This is a genomic window from Pseudomonas sp. PDM05 (genome assembly GCF_014851685.1).
In the GTDB taxonomy this organism is placed as follows: domain Bacteria; phylum Pseudomonadota; class Gammaproteobacteria; order Pseudomonadales; family Pseudomonadaceae; genus Aquipseudomonas.
The window spans coordinates 33,557-53,785 of the sequence record NZ_JACVAC010000013.1 but is presented as its reverse complement, the minus strand read 5'-3'; the positions used below and the strand labels follow the sequence as shown (position 1 = coordinate 53,785).

Annotated in this window: 17 protein-coding genes and 1 pseudogene; 7 read left to right on the top strand and 11 right to left on the bottom strand. The window is 62.6% G+C overall.

The features are described 5' to 3' along the window. Window positions 1-53 precede the first annotated feature (53 nt). Window positions 54-563 (top strand): annotated as a pseudogene (locus IB241_RS27990) (methyl-accepting chemotaxis protein); the annotation flags it as partial. 58 nt (window positions 564-621) lie between these two features. Here the strand turns inward: IB241_RS27990 and IB241_RS22115 are convergent. The 4 genes from IB241_RS22115 to IB241_RS22100 are packed head-to-tail and all read right to left on the bottom strand — an operon-like array spanning window position 622 to window position 3,210. Continuing rightward, a complete protein-coding gene (locus IB241_RS22115) occupies window positions 622-1,935 on the bottom strand; it encodes a sensor histidine kinase (protein ID WP_192300328.1) in 1,314 nt (437 codons plus the stop codon). Continuing rightward, on the bottom strand, window positions 1,932-2,600 hold the full coding sequence (locus tag IB241_RS22110; RefSeq protein ID WP_192300327.1) for a response regulator transcription factor: 669 nt from the start codon (window positions 2,598-2,600) through the stop codon (window positions 1,932-1,934). The genes IB241_RS22115 and IB241_RS22110 overlap by 4 nt, the downstream gene beginning before the upstream one ends. Further along, window positions 2,600-2,911 carry a PepSY domain-containing protein gene (locus tag IB241_RS22105; RefSeq protein WP_192300326.1) on the bottom strand — a complete coding sequence of 104 codons (312 nt, stop codon included), beginning with the start codon at window positions 2,909-2,911 and terminating at the stop codon, window positions 2,600-2,602. Before IB241_RS22105 ends, IB241_RS22110 begins: the two co-directional genes overlap by 1 nt. Next, window positions 2,911-3,210 carry a PepSY domain-containing protein gene (locus IB241_RS22100; RefSeq protein WP_192300325.1) on the bottom strand — a complete coding sequence of 100 codons (300 nt, stop codon included), beginning with the start codon at window positions 3,208-3,210 and terminating at the stop codon, window positions 2,911-2,913. The genes IB241_RS22105 and IB241_RS22100 overlap by 1 nt, the downstream gene beginning before the upstream one ends. A gap of 159 nt (window positions 3,211-3,369) precedes the next feature. On the opposite strand from IB241_RS22100, the gene IB241_RS22095 reads away from it, so the two are divergent. The 3 genes from IB241_RS22095 (at window position 3,370) to codA (ending at window position 6,216) form a co-directional block, all read left to right on the top strand. Further along, window positions 3,370-4,449, top strand: a complete 1,080-nt coding sequence (locus tag IB241_RS22095) for a patatin-like phospholipase family protein (RefSeq protein ID WP_192300324.1) — start codon at window positions 3,370-3,372, stop codon at window positions 4,447-4,449. A 76-nt stretch (window positions 4,450-4,525) separates the two neighbouring features. Beyond that, a complete protein-coding gene (queD, locus tag IB241_RS22090) occupies window positions 4,526-4,882 on the top strand; it encodes a 6-carboxytetrahydropterin synthase QueD (protein ID WP_003173033.1) in 357 nt (118 codons plus the stop codon). Between the two features lie 92 nt (window positions 4,883-4,974). Continuing rightward, window positions 4,975-6,216: a cytosine deaminase gene (codA, locus tag IB241_RS22085; protein WP_192300323.1), complete on the top strand. Its 1,242-nt coding sequence runs from the start codon at window positions 4,975-4,977 to the stop codon at window positions 6,214-6,216. Here the strand turns inward: codA and IB241_RS22080 are convergent. Further along, complete coding sequence (locus tag IB241_RS22080) at window positions 6,209-7,183, bottom strand: diaminopimelate epimerase (protein ID WP_192300322.1); 975 nt, start codon at window positions 7,181-7,183, stop codon at window positions 6,209-6,211. The genes codA and IB241_RS22080 overlap by 8 nt on opposite strands. Before the next feature lie 142 nt (window positions 7,184-7,325). On the opposite strand from IB241_RS22080, the gene IB241_RS22075 reads away from it, so the two are divergent. Further along, the gene (locus tag IB241_RS22075) at window positions 7,326-8,477 is read left to right on the top strand and encodes an MFS transporter (RefSeq protein ID WP_192300321.1); all 1,152 of its coding nucleotides are present in this window, start codon (window positions 7,326-7,328) and stop codon (window positions 8,475-8,477) included. Between the two features lie 48 nt (window positions 8,478-8,525). Here the strand turns inward: IB241_RS22075 and IB241_RS22070 are convergent, their stop codons facing one another. From IB241_RS22070 to bglX, 6 genes are all read right to left on the bottom strand, one after another. Beyond that, entirely contained in the window at window positions 8,526-9,464 is a 939-nt protein-coding gene (locus IB241_RS22070; protein ID WP_225595661.1) for a hypothetical protein, read from the bottom strand. A 561-nt stretch (window positions 9,465-10,025) separates the two neighbouring features. After that, the gene (locus IB241_RS27585; protein WP_225595660.1) at window positions 10,026-10,931 is read right to left on the bottom strand and encodes a hypothetical protein; all 906 of its coding nucleotides are present in this window, start codon (window positions 10,929-10,931) and stop codon (window positions 10,026-10,028) included. A gap of 167 nt (window positions 10,932-11,098) precedes the next feature. Next, the gene (locus IB241_RS22060; protein ID WP_192300320.1) at window positions 11,099-13,495 is read right to left on the bottom strand and encodes a TonB-dependent siderophore receptor; all 2,397 of its coding nucleotides are present in this window, start codon (window positions 13,493-13,495) and stop codon (window positions 11,099-11,101) included. Window positions 13,496-13,592: 97 nt separating this feature from the next. Beyond that, window positions 13,593-14,543: a FecR family protein gene (locus tag IB241_RS22055; RefSeq protein ID WP_192300319.1), complete on the bottom strand. Its 951-nt coding sequence runs from the start codon at window positions 14,541-14,543 to the stop codon at window positions 13,593-13,595. 14 nt (window positions 14,544-14,557) lie between these two features. After that, entirely contained in the window at window positions 14,558-15,058 is a 501-nt protein-coding gene (locus IB241_RS22050; RefSeq protein ID WP_192300318.1) for a sigma-70 family RNA polymerase sigma factor, read from the bottom strand. Window positions 15,059-15,131: 73 nt separating this feature from the next. Then, a complete protein-coding gene (bglX, locus tag IB241_RS22045; RefSeq protein ID WP_192300317.1) occupies window positions 15,132-17,387 on the bottom strand; it encodes a beta-glucosidase BglX in 2,256 nt (751 codons plus the stop codon). Between the two features lie 184 nt (window positions 17,388-17,571). Here bglX and IB241_RS22040 point away from each other — a divergent pair, with 184 nt between their 5' ends. Then, a complete protein-coding gene (locus IB241_RS22040; RefSeq protein WP_192300316.1) occupies window positions 17,572-18,372 on the top strand; it encodes an SDR family oxidoreductase in 801 nt (266 codons plus the stop codon). Further along, complete coding sequence (locus IB241_RS22035) at window positions 18,365-20,191, top strand: glycoside hydrolase family 15 protein (protein WP_192300315.1); 1,827 nt, start codon at window positions 18,365-18,367, stop codon at window positions 20,189-20,191. Before IB241_RS22040 ends, IB241_RS22035 begins: the two co-directional genes overlap by 8 nt. Window positions 20,192-20,229: the final 38 nt, after the last annotated feature.

Sequence of the window (20,229 nt, the reverse complement as noted above, 5' to 3'; positions counted from 1 at the left end):
GCACCGCCATGGCCCAGGTCGAAGGCTTGGCCGCCAACAGCGAGAAAATCGGTTCGGTGCTCGAAGTGATTCGCGGTATTGCCGAGCAGACCAACCTGCTCGCACTCAACGCCGCGATTGAAGCCGCCCGCGCCGGTGAGGCCGGCCGTGGTTTTGCGGTGGTGGCCGACGAAGTGCGCAACCTGGCACGCCGTACCCAGGAATCGGTGGAAGAAACCCGCCTGGTGATCGAACACCTGCAAAGCGGCACCGAGGAAGTGGTGGGGTCCATGGGCAACAGCTATCGCCAGGCCCAGGGCAGCGTCGAACAGGTCGGCCAGGCCGTCACCGCCCTGCGCCAGATCGGCGAGGCGGTCACGGTGATCAGCGACATGAACCTGCAAATCGCCAGCGCCGCCGAAGAGCAAAGCGCGGTGGCTGAAGAGATCAACAACAACGTCGCGACGATTCGCGATGTGACCGAGTCGCTGTCGGAACAGGCCAACGAATCGGCGCGGGTCAGCCAGGCATTGAACAGCCTGGCGAATCAGCAGCAGGGCTTGATGGATCAGTTCCGGGTCTGAAGACTGGAGCAACACCACTGCGGGAGCTGGCTTGCCAGCTCCCCCATTTTTAACCGCGTCAGCGCTTGGGCAGTTCGATCAACACTTTGAGCCCGCCCAACTCGCTTTCCTGCAACTGCAACACCCCCCCCCAGACCTCGACGATATCCCGCACGATCCCCAACCCAAGGCCATGTCCATCGATTTGTTCGTCCAGGCGCGCGCCACGGCTGAACACCTGGTCACGCTGGATTTCGGGGATGCCGGGGCCATCATCGTCCACCGCCAGCCAGAAACTGTGCGCTGTTTCGCTGACGGTCAAACGCACATCGGCATCTGCCCATTTGCAGGCGTTGTCCAGCAGGTTGCCCAACAGCTCCAGCAAGTCGGCACGGTCCCACGGCAGGTGCAGGCCGGGCGCTGCGTGGTAGCTCAGGTCCAGGTGGTCGCCGTGGATCATGGTCAAGGTGGCCAGCAGGTTCGGCAATTCCTGATCACAGTCGAACAAAGCGCCAGGCAGGGTTTCACCGGCCAGGCGGGCACGATTGAGTTCGCGGTTGAGGCGCTGCTGCACCTGTTCCAACTGCTCGCGCAGGAGTTTGCCGAGTTCAGGGTGATCCTTGAGCGCCTCGCTGGAAGCCGCACTCAGCAACACCGCCAGCGGGGTTTTCAGGGCATGACCAAGGTTGCCCAGGGCATTGCGCGAACGTTTGAGACTGTCCTCGGTGTGCGCCAGCAAGTGGTTGATCTGCGCCACCAGCGGCTCCAGCTCCTGTGGCACCTGGGTGTCGAGCTGCGAGCGCTGGCCCTGTTGCAACTGGGCGATCTGGTTGCGCGCGGTTTCCAGCGGGCGCAAGGCGCGACGCACCGTGACCCGTTGCAGGATCAGCACCAACAGCAAGGCGGCCAGGCCCAGTACCAGACCGATCTGACGCATCAGGCGAAAGCTTTCGCGCACCGGCGTGTAGTCCTGAGCCACGCTGATGGAAATCGACTGGCCGAAGCGCTTGTAGTCCTCACGCAACACCAGCAGTTGCTGGCCTTCCGGTCCCAGTTGCAGGTTGCCCTTGAGCCCGGCCTCGGGCAGGTGCGGCAGGTCCTGGTCCCACAAAGAGCGCGAGCGCCAGTGTTTGTCGGCAAAATCAATGCGGAAATAGTGCCCGGAAAACGGCCGCTGATAGGCCGGCGACACGCGCTTCTCATGCAACTCCAAACCGTCCGGGCCACGTACCAGCGCGACCAGCAGGCTTTCACTGTCATTACGCAGCCCCGATTCCAGGTAGCGCTGCAGACCCGCTTCGAACAGCCACAGACTGGTTTGCGCCAACGCGATGCCGACGATCACCATCACACTGACCAACCCCAGGCTCAGGCGCCGCTGGATCGACCTCATGCAGGGGTGGCGCCAAAGCGGTAACCCTGGCCGCGCCGGGTTTCGATCACGCTGCGGCCCAACTTGCGGCGCAGGTGGTTGACGTGGACTTCGAGCACGTTCGAGTCGCGCTCGGTTTCGCCGTCATAGAGATGCTCGGCCAGGTGGCTTTTCGACAGGATCTGTTCGGGGTGCAACATGAAGTAGCGCAGCAGGCGGAATTCGGCGGCGGTCAGTTGAATCTCCGCGCCATCGCGCAGCACGCACTGGCGCCCTTCGTCCAGGTGCAGGCCGGCGGCTTGCAAGGTGGGTTGGTTGGCGTGGCCGTGGGCGCGGCGCAACAGCGCCTGGATGCGCAAGTACAGTTCTTCCGGGTGAAAGGGTTTACTCAGGTAGTCGTCGGCACCGGCCTTGAGCCCTTCGATGCGCTCGGCCCAGGAATCGCGGGCGGTAAGGATCAGCACCGGGATGGACAGGGCGGCTGCACGCCATTGTGCCAGCACCTCGAGCCCCGGCAGGCCAGGCAGACCGAGGTCGAGGATAATCAGGTCATAGGGCTCGCTGCGGCCTTGATACGCTGCGTCGCGGCCATCAGCCAGCCAGTCGACGGCATACCCCTGGCGCTGCAGGCCAGCCAGTAACTCGTCGGCCAGCGGGACGTTGTCTTCCACCAGAAGCAGGCGCATCAGTCTTCCTCGTCTTTGATCAGCACACCCGTGCTGGCGTCCAGCTTGATCTCGCGCACCACGCCCGCCGCGGTGACCAGTTCCACTTCATAGGCGTACTGGCCGTGCTTTTTCTCAAGCTCGGCCTCCAGCAAACGCGAGCCGGGGTGACGCGCCATGGCTTGTTGCAGCAACTGCTCCAGCGGCAGGATCACCCCTTGCTGGCGCAGTGCCAAGGCTTCGTCCTGATCCAGGTCGCGGGCCGTCAGGCTTGAGCAAAAAACCAGCAGGGCCAGCGCAACTGCACTGCCGGCGCGTCGATATACCTTCATTACGTTTCCTGATGATTCTTGAGGACATGCCCGGTCAGCGCGTCCAATTCAACGTCCCATTCAATGCCGTTGGGGTCTTGCAGCTCGACCTGGTAGAGGTACCTGCCGTATTCCTCGTCCAGGTCGGTGTCGAGCACGGTTGAACCGGGATGCAGCGCCAAGGCCGTGGCCTCCAACTGGTCGAAGGCGACAATAGTAACAGTGCCGGGCAATTTCAGCGGTTTGTCGGGGTCCACTGCACCCGCCTGTGCCGCCACGACGGCGGTGATAGCGGCGACCAGCACTGTAAGGCGCTTCATAGGGAGTCTCCGTTTCAAGGTGTTTTCCTACGCCGGCCACCCTACCTGCAGCAACTTAACTGAAACTGAATTGCCACCATGGCAATTGCCGACAAGCCTCTTTACCCATCATCGTGCGAGATTTCCTATACTGCCCCGCTCGCTTCAACAGAGACCGGTATGACAGCCATCCACATCAAGTTTCCCGCCCTGACCCTCAAGGCCGGTAAGCGGGCCTTTACGCGTATTCGTGAACAAGGCCTCAAGCCGGCTGACGTCGGCATCCTGCCTGGCGCAGCCGGTGGGCCCAAGGCGCTGGGTATCCAGGGCCTGGACCTGGCGCTGTTTGGCGATTGGCTGGCGCGGGCGCCCCGCGAACGAGCGCTGATCGGCGCGTCGATCGGCTCCTGGCGGTTTGCCAGCGCCTGCCTGCCCGACCCGGTGCAAGGCCTGCTCGACCTCGGCCGCTTGTACAACGAGCAGCGTTTCGCCAAGGGCGTGACCATGGCCGAAGTCAGCCAGAGCTGCCAGCGCATGCTCGACGACCTGCTGGCCGGGCGCGATGCACGGGTGCTGGACAACCCGGACTACCGCCTGAACATCATGGTGGTCAAGAGCCACGGCCTGCTCGCCGATGACCACCGCGGGCGCCTCGGGCTGGGCCTGTCGTCGGTGATCGCCGATAACCTGCGCGGCCGTGCGCGGTTGTCGCGGCATTTCGAGCGGTTGATCATCCATGACCCGCGCCAGGCGCCCCCCGTGCATCCGCTGCAGGATTTCCCGTCGCGCTTCCTGGCCCTGGAACTCGGCAACCTGCGCCAGGCCCTGCTTGCCTCCGGCTCGATCCCCATGGTCATGCAAGGCGTGCGCGACCTGCCCGGTGCCGGCGCCGGCACCTACCGCGACGGCGGCCTGCTGGACTACCACCTCGACCTGCCCTACCACGGCGACGACATCGTGCTGTACCCGCACTTCACCGACCGGGTCATCCCCGGCTGGTTCGACAAAGGCCTGCCATGGCGGCGCAGCAACCCAGCCGGCTTGCAGGACGTGTTGCTGCTCGCCCCGTCCAGGGACTACCTGGCCCGCCTGCCCCACGGCAAGCTGCCGGACCGCAGCGACTTCAAGCGCTTCATGGGCGATGACGCGAGCCGCAACAAATACTGGCAAACCGCGATGAGCGAGAGCCGGCGGTTGGGGGATGAATTTCTGACGCTGGCCGATAACGACCAATTGGGCGAGCACCTGCAGGCCCTTTGACCCAGCGGTATGCGCGGCGGTGGGTCAAGCTGTTAAACTCGCCGCCTGCCAGATACCTGACCGAGCTGAAAATACTGTGGAAATCTTCAAAGAGTTTACCTTCGAATCCGCCCACCGCCTGCCGCACGTACCGGACGGCCACAAATGCGGGCGCCTGCACGGGCATTCGTTCAAGGTGGCGATCCACCTGAGCGGCGACCTGGACCCCCATACCGGCTGGATTCGCGACTTCTCGGAGATCAAGGCGATTTTCAAGCCGCTCTACGAACGCCTCGACCACAACTACCTCAACGACATCCCCGGCCTGGAAAACCCGACCAGCGAAGTGCTGGCCAAGTGGATCTGGAACGAGCTCAAACCCCTGCTGCCGGAACTCAGTGCAATTCGCATCCATGAGACGTGCACCAGCGGTTGCATCTATCGCGGCGAATAAACCGCCCGTACGAAAAACCACCCCAGCGGTGGTTTTTTTATGCCTGGCTCCCTTACAGTCATGGCTTCCCGCCGCTCAAAAGGAACTTGCCCATGCACATCATCAACGCCCGCCTGCGCAACCGTGAAGGCCTGCATGATCTGCACCTGGAACAGGGCCGGATTGCCAGCATCACCCCACAGACCACGCCACCGCCGTTGCAGGCCGACGACCTGGATGCCGCCGGCAACCTGGTGATCCCGCCCTTCGTCGAGCCGCACATCCACCTCGACGCCACCCTCACCGCCGGCGAACCGCGCTGGAACATGAGCGGCACGCTGTTCGAGGGCATCGAGTGCTGGGGCGAGCGCAAAGCCAGCATCACCTTTGAAGACACCAAGACCCGCGCCAAGCAAACCATCCAGGCCCTCGCCGCCCACGGCATCCAGCATGTGCGTACCCACGTCGACGTCACCGACCCGGACCTCACCGCGCTTAAGGCCATGCTCGAAGTACGCGCGCAAAGTGCGCACCTGATCGACCTGCAAATCGTCGCGTTTCCCCAGGAAGGCATCGAGTCCTACCGCAACGGCCGCGAACTGATGGAAGAAGCCATCCGCCTGGGCGCCGATGTGGTTGGCGGCATCCCGCACTTTGAATACACCCGCGACCAGGGCGTGAGCTCGGTCAAATTCCTGATGGACCTGGCCGAGCGCAGCGGTTGCCTGGTGGACGTGCATTGCGACGAAACCGACGACCCGCACTCGCGTTTTCTCGAAGTGCTCGCCGAAGAGGCCCGCAGCCGTGGCATGGGCGCTCGCGTCACGGCCAGCCACACCACCGCCATGGGCTCCTACGACAACGCCTACTGCGCCAAGCTGTTTCGCTTGCTGGGGCACTCCGGGATCAACTTCGTCTCCTGTCCGACCGAGAGCATCCACTTGCAAGGCCGCTTCGACAGTTTCCCCAAACGCCGGGGCGTCACCCGCGTCAACGAGTTGCTCGAAGCCGGCATGAACGTGTGTTTCGGCCAGGACTCCATCGTCGACCCCTGGTATCCGCTGGGCAACGGCAACATCCTGCGCGTGCTGGAGGCCGGGTTGCATATCTGCCACATGCTCGGCTACAGCAACCTGCAAAGCGCCCTCGACCTGGTGACCGATAACAGCGCCAAGGCCATGGCCCTGGGCGACCGCTACGGTCTGGAGCCGGGTCGCCCGGCCAACCTGCTGGTGCTCTCGGCGGACAGCGACTATGAAGTGATTCGCAGCCAGGGACTGCCGCTGTATTCAATCCGCCACGGCAAGGTGTTGATGAAACGTCAGCCGGCGCAGGTGGAGTTTTTGCTCAGCTGATTTGCCGCCGGGCGGTGCCGAACAGGCTGACACTGCGCAGCGTCTCGGCCTGCACCTGCAAGCGCACCGGCGCCGTACCGCCCGGCATCACCACCGCGACCTCCCCCGCCGCGACCCAACCCGCCCGCCACGCCGCGCAGGCCACTGCGCTGGCGCTGGTGCCGGACGACGCCGTAGGGCCCTCTCCACGTTCAAACACCCGCGCGAACACACGGTTGGCGCAGTCCCGCGCAGCCCATTGCAAATTGACTCCGGCCGCACAGGGCTGGCCGCGGCCAACCGGCGGCGCAAAGGCAATTGCCTGCAGCGCTTCGAACAACCCGGGCTGCTGCATCTGTGCGTTGTCGGGCAACGCCGAAAGGTGTTCGACCAGCGTCACGCAATGGGGGTTGCCCACCCGCACAAACTGACTGTGCGCCCACTGCGGGTTGATCGCCGCCAGTGCGCTCACGTGGCTGGGTTCAGCAGCGCCGACGCCCGTCGCCCCCACGGCCGACGGCCCGAACGCAGGCTGGCCCAATGCGAGCCAGAACCCGCTCACCTGGGCATACACCGCCGGTTCCACCCAGGTGCTCAACGGCGAGGCGCCAGCCGGTTGGTCGTGATGCACACGTAACTCGCTGGCCTCGGTCATCATGCCTTGGTCCGTCAGGGCCTGGGCAAAGATGGTCAGCCCGTTGCCGCTGCGCTCGGCCAGGGTGCCGTCGGTGTTGACGATCAATAGGTCAAACGGCGGCGCAGCCTGGAACGGCCCCACCAACAGGCCATCGCAGCGGTGGGCCTTGGCCTGCGGCGGGCGCGGGGTTGATCCCCAGCCGCATTCGGCCGCGACCGCCGCCAGCGCCCAGGCCTGGCGGTGATGCGCCGCCACGACGGCAGTGTCGGGAACCGCTATCCCCTGGCGGCGCAAGGCAGCCGGGCTGACCACCCCATAAATATTGCCCCGCGCATCGTAGAACTGAGTCATACCCACGTCCGCCAGGATTGTTTCATTGGCTCATCCATCCACTTGCCCACACACAGGGTCGGCAGCGTATTACAGAACCTTCCATCTGTGGGAGGATGTCGCGCCGGACACCGTTCGTTGAACGCAAAACCAAGGATTTTTCATGACTGCCATCCCCACCTCAGCACCCGTGGTTCCCGGGCGACTGGAGCAAATGTCGACCCGCATCGCGTTTTTCATCGCCGGTTTCGGCATCGCCGCCTGGGCACCGCTGGTGCCGTATGCCAAGGCCCGCGCCGGACTCGATGAAGGCACGCTCGGCCTGTTGCTGTTGTGCCTGGGGGTGGGCTCGATCATCGCCATGCCAGTGGCCGGCCTGCTCGCCTCGCGTTTCGGCTGTCGGCGCGTGCTCTGCGCCGGCACGCTGCTGATCTGCCTGGCCCTGCCGATGCTGGCGACGGTCAGTTCGATTCCCTTGTTGATCGCCGCGCTGTTTCTGTTCGGTGCCGGGTTGGGCACGGTGGACTCCACGGTCAACCTGCAAGCGGTGATCGTTGAGCGCGCCAGCGGCAAAACCATGATGTCGGGATTTCACGGCTTGTTCAGTCTGGGTGGGATTGTCGGTGCGGCAGGTGTTTCGGGGTTGCTCGGGCTGGGCTTGTCGCCGTTGCAGGCAATCCTGGTGGTGGTCGTGATCACGTTGGCGGCGCTGCTCAAGGCCGCCCCGCACTTGCTGCCTTACGGCAGTGAAAGTTCAGGCCCGGCGTTTGCGATTCCCCATGGCGTGGTGCTGTTTATCGGCTGCCTGTGTTTTGTCGTGTTTCTTGCCGAGGGCGCGGTGCTGGACTGGAGCGCTGTGTTCCTGAGCGGCGAACGCGGCCTCGACGAAGCCTATGCGGGTCTTGGTTACGCGGCATTTGCCCTGACCATGACGGCCGGGCGTTTGACCGGTGATGCGATCGTGCGTCGACTTGGGCCTACCCAGGTGATCGTGGCCGGTGGTTCGCTAGCGGCCGCCGGTATGTTCCTCGCCACCTTATCGACGGCCTGGGAAGTGTCGCTGCTGGGTTATGCCCTTATCGGCGCAGGCTGTTCCAACATCGTGCCGGTCCTCTACACCGCGGTGGGTAAACAAAAGGTGATGCCCGAACACATTGCCGTGCCCGCCATTACCACGCTGGGGTATGCCGGGATACTCGCCGGGCCTGCTGTGATTGGCTTCATCGCCCATGGCAGCAGCCTGGCCATCGCCTTCCTGCTGATCGGCGGGTTGCTGGCAGCAGTCGCGGCCAGCGGCAAGATATTGCGGGTGTAGCCATGAGCTTTTTGTGCCAGACAAAGAGCTCATGAGCCCGTCAGGGCATCATTTGCCCTTCTCTTTCTTGTCGTTTTCCAGCCAGCGATCAAGGCTGTAGTTTTTCAGCCAACCGTCACTGTTATGGCTGCCGAAAATGCTGGTGCCGTTGGCTTTATTGCTGTCCAGGGACGCCAGCAAGCCTGGCCGCTCGACCAGGTTCTTGGCCATGTACACCTGCGGCGGACTGTATTTTTTCATCGCAAACCCGGTGTCCGGATCCCGCACCAATGCGCCTTTCTCGTCGGTCAAGTTGGGGTCCTTGCTCATTTCAATGATTTTGTCGGTCTTCACGTAGCGGTGTTTTTCGAAGAAGAAACTGCGGTCTTCCGAGCGATCGCGCAGCTCGTCAAACATGCCCCTGAACGCCTCGACCACCTGCGCATCGGTTTTCGCATGGAACGGGTCGGCACTTTTCGTATTGTTGGGGTTGGTGTTGCCAAGCAGGGTGCTGGCCGCCTTGGAGAGGCTTGAAGGCGTGATTTTTCCGCCTTTGCCCAGGATCGCATCGTTCAGGCGCGGGCGGTTGATGATCTCGTTGGCCAGCATGATCGTGCGTTCGGAAACGGTGCTTAGGTTCGGGTCCTCATCAGCGATTTTCTTCAGTCCCGCCTGGTCCAAGCTCCCGTCCTTGGTGAATTTGTCGAGCAATGAAAAGCTGTTGCTCAACGCCGTGGCCAGCAGGTGGTCATCTGAACTGACATACGGGTTACCCGCCTTCATGCCGCCGTAAAGATTCTGAGCATCGAAATGCGGGTTGTTTAATTGCATCAGCGGACTACCGGTAAAACCCGACATTACCGGACGCTGCCCCACGCCCTGAGGAGCGTAACCCGAGGCTGACGCCTGTGCGTTCGCACCCGGCGTGTTGGCCCGCGCAGCCCCCGAATTCAGCTGGTCTAACGAAGGTAGCAGCCTGAAGCCAGGTTGATTGATCCCGTTACTCATATTTCACTCCACATGATTTGGACGACGTCGCCCGCTCCCCGAATCCTCAATCAGCAAAATGCTCCGATTGAGGATGCAGGTCTGGCGCAAGTTGTGTGGCGTTGCAAAACCGATGGTTCCGGCAAAGCGCAACTCTGCACCCGGACAACCTTGAACATTTGTAACCGCCTGGGCTTCAGTCCTCCTGAAGCGATGATTACCCTCGAAGGGACAACTTGCTCCAGAAGCTCGAAAGTCTTGAAAACAATGGATCGCCGACCGGCGTATCGCTGAGCATGTGAGCGCCTCTGTCAAAGTCCGCAGCCGTCGGCGCCTTGAAGCTGCATTTGGGTGAAGAGGTAAGGTTGAGACTCGGCTGCTGCGCGCTTTGGCAGGGTGCCTCAGGCAACGCAGTCATCAGCGCGGTGACTGAGCTTGGGCAGTGACGAGAGGCAGAGGATGTCGAGTTCATGGGTCCGATCCTGATCCAGTAGATAAAGACTCCCACAGGCCGTCAACCACCAGTGGGTGTCTTCTTCGTGGCAAATCTGCGTAAACGGTTCCCCATATGCAGTGCCGGATTTAACCGAGCAAAGCCAACAGTCTTCGCAGTTCTTCGCGCGAAATCTTGTTATCGCGCTGCGAGCCAAACACGTTGTCCATCAAGTCCTTGACGTCCGAACGGCCCATCACGGCCTTGGCCAACTGGATGGGATAGTCCTTTTGGGGGATGCCCGTCAGGGGTTTATTGGCGAGTGCCTGCAGGTGGTTGAGATTGATGTCGCGGTTCCACCAGCCACCTTTCAACGCATCGAAATTGCGGAGCACCTCCTCAACGAGTTGTTTGTTGTCCAACCGCTTCAACGGGTTATCGGAATGCACGAAATTTCTGACGTCGGCCTTGGAAAAGCTATCGTTTGTCGCCCCGGTGGAGCGGTCCCGATCCAGGGCTTCCATCAGTCCAGGACGACGCTGCAACTCCCTGGCCAGTTTGATATTGGCGTCGGTCCGGGGATTGCCGGTCAGCTCCTGCCTGGCAATTTCCCCCAGGCTCTGGCGCGTGACTTCACGTGAAGGCCAGGGGCCCTTGAACGCATTGAAGTTATCCAGAAGCATCTGCGCCAGTTGTTCATCGCTACGCCTGGAATAGTGAGGGTCCGGTAGCGTCGGGTTTGGACGCGGAGGCGGGCCAGGTTGCGCAATTGGCCGGTAGGGAGGACGGTGATAGTAGCCAGCAACTTTTCCCTGTGGCGTATCACCAAACATCGGGCCGGACAGATATTGCGGTTGCGCAAAGCCCACACGCGCCGAGTATTGTGGAGGTAGCGACCGGGCAGGGAATGCCGCCTGTGGGTCAGCCTGGGTGGGACTCGGCAAGATGTGCCCGGTGGTCGAGGTGGACGCGGATGTTGACATTGGGATCTCCAGTTCGTTTTCAAGCGGCTCGCCTGACTGCGCCAGGCTCAATAGTGGAATCAGCGCGAGCAAGCCTCACCTATGTGGCTGGACACCTGAGGTCAGTTCCGCCTAGACACCGAAAACTGCTCGCTACTGGTAGGAAGATCCTCTGGGGGAAACGGGAAAATACAACATGAAACGTAAATCGCCGTGCCTCCCCAGATAGGAAACACGGCGACAGTGGTCGTTATACCGGATCAGAATCCAACGCTGGCCTGCACAAAAAACGTACGCGGTTCGCCCAGGTACAGCCCGGCGTTGTTGTCGCTGGAGCGCGTGTAGTGCAACTGGTCGAAGAGGTTTTTCACACCCACGCCCAGTTTCAGGTTCGACAGTTGCGCGCCGAAGTCATAACCACTGCGCACGTTGACCGAGACATAGCCGGGAATCTCGCCGTACTGGCCGTCGGCAGTGCCCTGGGTGATGTAGGTGGTGCCGGTGCCCGGCGCACGTTGGCCGGACTGGGCGTAGACGTCCAGATTGTGGGTCCAGTGGTTGACGTCATAACGCAGGCCCAGGGTCGCCACTTCACGGGAGTACAACGGCAGGTCACGGCCTTTGAAGGCAACGTCGCCTTGCGCTGTAGCCTTGGTGTAGGTGAAGCCGGCGTTGGCGGTCAGGCCATCCAGACGCGCATCCAGGTTCGACAGGTCGTAGTGGGCCGAAGCTTCGATGCCGCTGTGTTTGGTTGCGCCGAGGTTGGTCCAGCCCACGGCATTGCTGACGTATTGCAGCTCATCCGAGAAATCGATGTAGAACAGCGTCACTTCGCCGCCCCACACACTGTCGTTGTAGCGCGTGCCCACTTCGTAGGTCTTGGCCTTCTCCGGGTTCAGGCCACTGGCGGTCTGATCGCCCGTACCGCCCTGCCCCAGCTGGAAATACTGCAGGCTGCCGAAGGACGTTTCGTAGTTGGCGAACAGTTTCCACGCATCGGACACGTGGTACATCACGCTCAACGCCGGCAACGGTTCGTTGTTGTGGACCTCACGGCGTTTTTCCAGGGTACGCGCGCCGGTCAACGGGATCACCGGGCGGTCGTGCCATTCGGTGCGGATGTCTTCGAAGCGGATACCGGGGGTAATGGTCCACTTGCCGATGTCGATCTTGTTATCGACGTAGAAGGCGTTGGCCTCGGTGCCGCCAGTGCGGTCCTGGTAGACGTGACCGTCGCTGCGCCCGCCGGGGGTGGGCACGTTGTTGACCAGATTGAGGCTGGTGGCCTGCTCGTGCATGCCTTCCTTGAGGTAGCGATAGCCGACGCTGACTTCCTGGGTGCTCGGGCCCACGTCAAACACATGGCTCACACGGGGCTCGATGCCAAAGGTGTAATAGGTGCGCGGGTACGAGCCGAGGGTGAGCAAGTCGCGGTTGGCGATGTTGCTGCCACGGAAGCTGTCGGAGTAGTAGGTCAGCACTTCAGCCTGGGTGCGGTCGTCGATCTGTCGGATGTACTTGAAGGACACATCCTTGCGACGCCCGGTGAAATTGTCCCAGTCGCGTACCGACTGATACGGGTTGGCGTCGAATTGCTTCTGGGTCAAGCCGCCGGGCATGTCGGCCGTGGCGTCGTAGTAGTGGAAGTTGAGTGAGAAGTCGTCGCTATCGGTCGGCGCCCAGTGGGTCTTGAGGATCACGTCGTTGATGTCATTGGCGTTGTTGCTGCTGCGATAGCCGTCCCCCTTGACCCCGGAATACAGCAGCGCCGCACCGATGCCGTTGTCTGCGGTGCCGCCGACAAAGGCGTTTTCCAGGTGTTTCCAGCCGCCGTGGGCCGAGGTTTGCAGGGTGGTGCCGACTTCACCGGAGAACTTCTCCGGAATGGCACGGGTGACAAAGTTGATCACGCCACCGACGTTTTGCGGCCCATAACGCACGGAACCGGCGCCGCGCACCACGTCGATGCTGTCCAGGTTGCCGGCGGAGATCGGCGCCATCGACAGTTGCGGCTGGCCATACGGGGCGAAGGCGGCCGGTACGCCGTCGATCAACACCGTGGAGCGTGGCGACAGGCGCGAAGTCAGACCCCGTACGCCGACGTTGAGGGAAATATCGCTGCCGCCGGTGCCGTTGGACTCCTGCACCTGCACGCCCGGGACCCGGCGCAACACGTCACCGACGTTCATCGCGCCCTGCTCCACCATGGCCTCGCGGCGAATCACGGTGCGTGCGCCGGGGTGGTTCTGCACCACTTCGGCGTTGGCATCGCCCAGCCAGTCGCCGACCACCTTGATGTCGGTGGTACCCAGTTCCAGGGGCGAACCGGCTTCACCGGCACCGCTGCCCAGCGGACGCAAGGTCACGGAACCGGCGTCGATCTGATAGTCCAGGCCACTGCCTTGCAGCAATCGACGCAGGGCTTGTTCCGGCGAAAGGTTGCCATCCACCGCCGGGGCTTGCTTGCCGGCGACCATGTCGGGGCTGAAGAACACTTGCAGGGAGGTCTGCTGGCCCAACTGGCTCAGCGCTGCACCCAGCGGTTGGGCCTGGATATGGAGGGTGTCGGCAGCATACGCCGAGGTGCTGACAGCCATGGCCAGGGCCAGTGGCGCCCAGCGGGAGATTTTATTGTGGTGGCGGGCAAGTTTTTTCACGTCGAATCGGGTCCTGTGATCGCAAGCGAGTGCGGCCGTTAATGCAAACCAGTTGCAGTTGCAGGAGGAGACGACGAACGCGAAAAAAACCTGACTGTCAGCGCGAAATAATTTCCTGGCTGCCGTCCGGCAAGGCGCGCACGGCCACCGGCAGAATGTGCGGCAGGGCCTTGAGCAAGGCGTCGGTGTCGTTGGCGTTGAACACGCTGGTCAGGCGCAGGTCGCTCACCGCCGCCGAACCGACCCGCACTGGCTGCTGGCGATAACGCGACACTTCCCGTGCCACGTCACCCAAGGTGGCGTTGTTGAACACCAGTTTGCCGCGGCGCCATGCGGTCAGTTCTGCGGCGTTCACCGCGTAGGCCGGCACCACATTGCCCTGGCTGTCGATGTGCGTGCCACGGCCCGCCGTCAGCGTGACGCTTGCATCCGCCGCCCGCCCTTGCACCTTGACCGTCCCGGCCTCGACCGCCACGCGGGTGCTGTCGTCATCGCGGCGCACATCAAAGCGCGTGCCGGTCACCGTGACCTGCCCGGCCCCGGCGGCGACCACAAACGGGCGAGTGGTGTCGTGCTCGACATTGAACATCGCCTCGCCCCGCTTGAGCACCACGCCGCGCCTGCCCTTTTCGAACTGCACCGCGACCACGCTGCGGCTGTTCAACTCCATCACCGAACCGTCGGGCAGCGTCACCTGGCGCTGTTCACCGAGCCGCGTGCTGAATTCAGCGCTGTAGGGTTTTGGTTGAAGGATGCTGAACACGCCCAGGCCAACGGCAACCGCCACCACACTGGCCGCGACCGCGTAACGCAACACGGCGCGCCGCTTGGGGCGCTCAGCCGGTGCATCGCACAACGCGCGCAAACGCGCCGCCGGCAACAGGTCGGTGGCGCTCCACAGGCCTTGCAGCACATCGAATTCGTATTGGTGGTCGGGATGCTCATGGCGCCACGCCTCGAACTGCTGGCGCTCGGCGGCCCCCAGTTCGGCGTCTTGCAGGCGCACAAACCATTGCGCAGCCTCGTCTCGGGCACGGTTATCCATCATGGAAGATCCTTGGTTCATGGGGCCAGCGCGTCCAAGCGGTCACGCAGATGCCGCAGGGTGCGGATCATATACTTTTCCACCATGTTCTTGGACAACCCCAGGCGTTCGGCGATTTCCTGCTGGGTGAGGCCTTCGATTTTCTGCCAGATGAAAATCCTGCGACAGTTGAGCGGCAACTCGGCCAGCGCCCGCTCGATGGAATCCGCCAACTGGATCGCGTGCATGACGTGCTCCGGGTCGCCACTGTGCGGCGAACGCAGGTCGAAGGTCTCCAGCGCCAGCGCCTCGCGCCGGTCTTCACGACGATGGGCGTCCACCGCAATGTTGCGTGCGGTTTGGTGCAGATAGGCGCGCGGCTGCTCAACCTCGGTGGACCGTGCCTCAAGCACCCGCACAAACGTGTCATGGGCCAGGTCTTCGGCCTGCTGGCGGTTTCTCAGGCGGCGCGTCCAGGTGCCGATCAACTCTTCGTAATACTCGAAAAAGCCTGTTCTGCGGGGCGGCTGGGGCATCATCGCGGAGGCACTGGGGAGGCGGGGCGTGAATAGTAATGCTTCCTATTAAGTCGGGCAATTGCTTCCCGTCGTGTCAGCGCAGTTCGAAGCGTAGTTCAATGACCTCCCGAGAATCCAAGCCTATCTGCAGCCTGAACTCGCCAGGCTCGGCGACGTGTCGCAAGTGAACGTCGTAGAACTTCAGGTCATCTTCACCCACGGTGAACTCGATTCGTCGACGCTCACCGGCCTTGAGCATGACCTTCTGGAAACCCTTGAGCTCCTTGACCGGACGGCTGACGGATGCCACCGGATCACGGATATACAACTGGACCACGGTTTCGCCATCGCGCTCACCCGCATTGGCCAGCGTGACCCCCACCCGCAGAGACTGACCTCGGTGCAACACTGCGCTGGACAACTGCAAGTCTGACAGTGCGAAACGGGTGTAGCTCAAGCCGAAGCCGAAGGGAAACAGCGGCCCCTCCTGCTCATCAATATATTGGCTCATGTACTTGTTCGGCTGATCGGGGATGAAGGGGTGGCCCGTGTTGAGGTGGTTGTAGTAAACCGGGACCTGGCCCACCGAACGGGGAAACGTCATGGGCAGCTTTCCCGAAGGGTTGTAACCGCCAAACAAGACATCAGCGATAGCGTTACCGCCTTCCATCCCGCTGAACCAGGTTTCCAGCAGCGCATCGGCCTGCCCTTGCACTTGGGTCAATGTCAAAGGCCGACCGTTCACCAACACCACCACCAGCGTTTTACCCAAGGCTCTCAATGCAGTGAGCAGGCGCTGCTGGCTATCTTCAAGGTCAAGGCGCGTTCGGCTGATGGCCTCATCGCTGAAATTCCACGCCTCCCCCACCACTGCCACGATGACATCGGCTTGGCGTGCCACCGCCATCGCCTCTTCCAGCAGCGCTTCAGGCGATCGGGGATCAAGGTCCAAGGGCGAGCTATAACGTGCCAAGCGATCAGACAACGCCCTGTCGTCTGTGACATTGGCGCCCTTGGCATACAGCAGCGTGGCCTTGCCTTCCACCGCACGCATCATGCCCTCACGGATGCTCACAACTCTTTGTGCTGCGCAATCGCCACAATAGCTCCCGAGCAAATCACGGCGGCTGTTGGCGAGTGGGCCTACCAGCGCGATACGACCGTGCTTGCTCAACGGCAGGGTGTGCTGGCGATTCTTCAACAACACCAGGGTCCTGCGCGCCACATCCCGCGCCGCCGCCCTTTGCAACCGGCGCTCGATGGGTTCCGGAGGCAATCGGGAGAGGTTGCGATAGGGGTCTTCGAACAGCCCCATCTCGTACTTCATCCCGAGCACGCGACGAACCGCCTCGTCCAGGACCGCAACACTCACTGCTCCCGATTTGACGAGGGCGGGCAACTGGCGAACATAGGCCTCGTCACTCAACTCCATGTCGAGGCCCGAGAGAATCGCCAATGAAGCCGCGTGGCGCTGATCAATCGCCACACCGTGCGTAATCAGGCCAGTCACGGCATTGGAGTCACTCAGGGTGACGCCGGCAAACCCCCACTCATGGCGCAGCACATCCCTGATAAGCCAGGGGTTGGCGGTTGAAGGAACGCCGTTGATTGTGTTGAACGCAAGCATCGCGACCTGCGCGCCGGCCTCGACAGCCGCGCGGTATGGCGGGAAATAGTACTGATACATCTGTGCCCGGCTCATATCGACACTGTTGTAGTCCTTGCCGCCCTCCACAGCCCCATACAGGGCCACATGCTTGACGCCGGCCATGATGCTGCCCGCCGCGCGAACGTTGCCGCCCTGATACGCGTTGATCAGGACCCGAGCAATGCGCGACACCAAATAGGGGTCCTCGCCGTACCCCTCCGACACCCTGCCCCAGCGAGGATCGCGGGAGATGTCCAGCATTGGGCCGTAGGTCAGGTGTACACCATCGGCGCTCGCTTCCTGCGCGCTGATCCGCCCCATCAGCGCCAATGCCTGCATGTCCCAACTGGCCGCCAACGCCAGGCTGACCGGAAACACGGTGTGCAAGCCATGGATAACATCCGTGCTGAAAAACAGCGGGATTTTCAATCGGCTGCGCTCAACGGCCATTTGCTGCAACGCGTGCCCATAGGGCGCAGGCGGAACTACGGCCACCCCGCCAATCAGTCCGCCGGCCAGGTGTTCCCGGACGCGCGCATCCGGCGCCACAGGGTCGAGATAGACGATGTCGAGTTGCCCGACTTTCTCGGCAACCGTCATTTTGCTCATCAGCTGATTGATGAACGCGGCTTTATCCAAGGGTGCCTGCGCCACAGCAACCGCGCTACCAAGACTCGCCAGCAACCCGACAACCCAGTGCATGTTCACGCGCTCATCCCCTGACCCCTTGCAAGCCGGTAGCCTCACCTCGGGAGCGAAAGACGTCTACTGTCAGAAATGACAGTTCCTTGCGCCTGCGGCGCTGCGCCCCGTCGAATCCCACGCTGAACTTACACGCGGCCCCGCCAGTCAGCTGACTGAACCCTCTGACAGTGGTGGTTGGTCCATGCACCTCTCGCTCCAGCAACAAGTCGCCCTCATCACTGGCGCCAGTTCCGGCATCGGCGCAGGCGCCGCCAAGGCCCTGGCCGACGCCGGCGCGGCCGTGGTGCTCAATTACAACGCCCAGGCCGCCCCTGCTGAAGCGCTCGCCGCACAGATCAACGCCAACGGCGGCCGGGCGCTTGCCATCGGCGGGGACGTGTCAAAAGAGGCCGATGTGGAACGCCTGTTCGCTCAGACGCTCGACGCCTTCGGCCACTTGGACATTCTTGTCGCCAACTCCGGCCTGCAAAAAGACGCCAACCTGGTCGATATGAGCCTCGACGCCTGGAACACAGTGATCGGCGTCAACCTCACCGGCCAGTTCCTCTGTGCCCGCGCGGCCGTGCGTATCTTCAATCGCCAGGGCGTGCGCGAAGGCGTGTCGCGGGCGGCGGGAAAAATCATTCATATGAGCTCGGTACACCAGTTGATCCCTTGGGCCGGCCATGTGAATTACGCCGCCTCCAAAGGCGGTGTCGAGATGTTGATGCGCACCCTCGCCCAGGAAGTCAGCGCGCAGCGCATCCGTATCAACGGCATTGCGCCGGGGGCGATCCGCACGCCGATCAACCGGGCGGCCACCGAAGGCGCGGCAGAAAAGGAACTGCTGAAACTGATTCCCTACGGCCGGGTCGGCGACGTCGAAGACGTGGCCAACGCCGTGGTCTGGCTGGCCAGCGATGCCTCCGACTATGTCGTCGGCAGCACCCTGTTCATCGACGGCGGCATGAGCCTTTATCCGGAGTTTCGTGGCAATGGTTGAGCTAAAGAACGAACCCCAAAGCGCCATCGACGCCCACGGCATCATTGGCGACATGCGCAGCGCGGCACTGGTCAACGACACAGGCAGCGTCGACTTCTTCTGTTGGCCGGAATTCGACAGCCCGTCGATCTTCTGCGCCCTGCTCGACAGCCCCGAAGCGGGCATTTTCCAGCTCACCCCGGACCTGCCAGACGCGCGCCGCGAACAGATCTACCTGCCCGACACCAACGTGCTGCAAACCCGCTGGCTCAGCGACGAAGCCGTGGTGGAGATCACCGACCTGCTGGCGATCAGTGATGACCTCGATGACCTGCCGCTGCTGATCCGCCGGGTGCGGGTGATCAGCGGCACGGCCGACATCCACCTGCGCTGCGCAGTGCGCCACGACTACGCGCGCGCGCCGACCCGCGCCAGCCTCGACAACCACAGTGTGTACTTCAACGCCGATGGCCAGCCCGGCCTGCGTTTGTCCAGCAGCCAAGCCTTGCACATCAAGGATGGCGCGGCGGTTGCGCGCTTCACCCTGAACCAGGACGAAGGCGCCGAATTCGTCCTCGGTGGCCAGGATGATGAGCGGGTGGACAGCGCTTGCACCGACCTCGCCCTCGCCCACACCCTGACGTTCTGGCGCAGCTGGATCGCCCAATCGAACTACCGTGGACGCTGGCGTGAAATGGTCAATCGCTCGGCCCTGGCCTTGAAGCTTCTGACCTCGCGCAAACACGGCGCGATCATCGCCGCCGCCACCTTCGGCCTGCCGGAAAGCCCCGGCGGCGAGCGCAACTGGGACTATCGCTACACCTGGATCCGCGACGCTTCATTCACCGTCTATGCCTTCATACGCCTGGGTTTTGTCGAGGAAGCCAACGCCTACATGCGCTGGCTCAAGGGGCGGGTCAGTGACTGCTGCGGGCAGCCAACCAAACTCAACATCCTCTACGGCATCGACGGCCGCCAGGAGCTGCCGGAAACCGCGCTACCCCACTTCAAAGGCCACGGCGGCGCCACGCCGGTGCGCATCGGCAACGGCGCGGTCGGGCAGATCCAGTTGGACATCTATGGCGAACTGATGGACGCGGTGTACCTGGTCAACAAATACGGCGAAGCCATCTCCCATGACGGCTGGAAACACACGGTGGAAGTCGCCGACCAGGTCTGCGATATCTGGAACACCAAAGACGTGGGCATCTGGGAAATGCGCGGCGAGCAGCATCACTTCCTGCACTCGCGGCTGATGTGCTGGGTGGCGCTGGACCGCGCAATCCGTCTCGCCTCCAAGCGCTCGCTGCCAGCACCGTTCGCCCGTTGGGACCAGACACGCCAGGCGATCTACGCCGACATCTGGAGCAACTTCTGGAACGAGGAGCGTGGGCATTTTGTGCAGCATATCGGCAGCACGGCGCTCGACGGCTCGATGCTGCTGATGCCGCTGGTGCGTTTCGTCGCGGCCACCGACCCACGCTGGCTGTCGACGCTGGAAGCGATCCAGAAAAGCCTGGTACGCGACGTCATGGTCTATCGCTATCGCAACGACGACAACCCAATCGACGGCCTGCAAGGCACCGAAGGTGCATTTACCGCGTGCTCGTTCTGGTACGTCGAATGCCTGGCCCGCGCCGGGCAAGTGGAAAAGGCCCACCTGGAGTTCGAACAACTGCTGCGCTATGCCAACCCACTGGGTCTGTACGCCGAAGAGTTCGACAACCAGGCCCGCCACCTGGGCAACACGCCCCAGGCCTTGAGCCACCTGGCGTTGATCAGCGCGGCGTCGTTCCTGGACCGCAAGCTCAGCGGGGAGAAGACGACCTGGCAGCCCTGAGGCACAATGACCGCCCCACCCCGGCTACGGACTGCAAC

Excerpts from the sequence above, each read along its gene's own strand:
- IB241_RS22115 (WP_192300328.1), bottom strand. The coding sequence starts at position 1,935 with ATGAGGTCGATCCAGCGGCGCCTGAGCCTGGGGTTGGTCAGTGTGATG.
- IB241_RS22110 (WP_192300327.1), bottom strand. The coding sequence starts at position 2,600 with ATGCGCCTGCTTCTGGTGGAAGACAACGTCCCGCTGGCCGACGAGTTA.
- IB241_RS22105 (WP_192300326.1), bottom strand. The coding sequence starts at position 2,911 with ATGAAGGTATATCGACGCGCCGGCAGTGCAGTTGCGCTGGCCCTGCTG.
- IB241_RS22100 (WP_192300325.1), bottom strand. The coding sequence starts at position 3,210 with ATGAAGCGCCTTACAGTGCTGGTCGCCGCTATCACCGCCGTCGTGGCG.
- IB241_RS22095 (WP_192300324.1), top strand. The coding sequence starts at position 3,370 with ATGACAGCCATCCACATCAAGTTTCCCGCCCTGACCCTCAAGGCCGGT.
- codA (WP_192300323.1), top strand. The coding sequence starts at position 4,975 with ATGCACATCATCAACGCCCGCCTGCGCAACCGTGAAGGCCTGCATGAT.
- IB241_RS22080 (WP_192300322.1), bottom strand. The coding sequence starts at position 7,183 with ATGACTCAGTTCTACGATGCGCGGGGCAATATTTATGGGGTGGTCAGC.
- IB241_RS22075 (WP_192300321.1), top strand. The coding sequence starts at position 7,326 with ATGACTGCCATCCCCACCTCAGCACCCGTGGTTCCCGGGCGACTGGAG.
- IB241_RS22070 (WP_225595661.1), bottom strand. The coding sequence starts at position 9,464 with ATGAGTAACGGGATCAATCAACCTGGCTTCAGGCTGCTACCTTCGTTA.
- IB241_RS22055 (WP_192300319.1), bottom strand. The coding sequence starts at position 14,543 with ATGATGGATAACCGTGCCCGAGACGAGGCTGCGCAATGGTTTGTGCGC.
- IB241_RS22050 (WP_192300318.1), bottom strand. The coding sequence starts at position 15,058 with ATGATGCCCCAGCCGCCCCGCAGAACAGGCTTTTTCGAGTATTACGAA.
- bglX (WP_192300317.1), bottom strand. The coding sequence starts at position 17,387 with ATGCACTGGGTTGTCGGGTTGCTGGCGAGTCTTGGTAGCGCGGTTGCT.
- IB241_RS22040 (WP_192300316.1), top strand. The coding sequence starts at position 17,572 with ATGCACCTCTCGCTCCAGCAACAAGTCGCCCTCATCACTGGCGCCAGT.
- IB241_RS22035 (WP_192300315.1), top strand. The coding sequence starts at position 18,365 with ATGGTTGAGCTAAAGAACGAACCCCAAAGCGCCATCGACGCCCACGGC.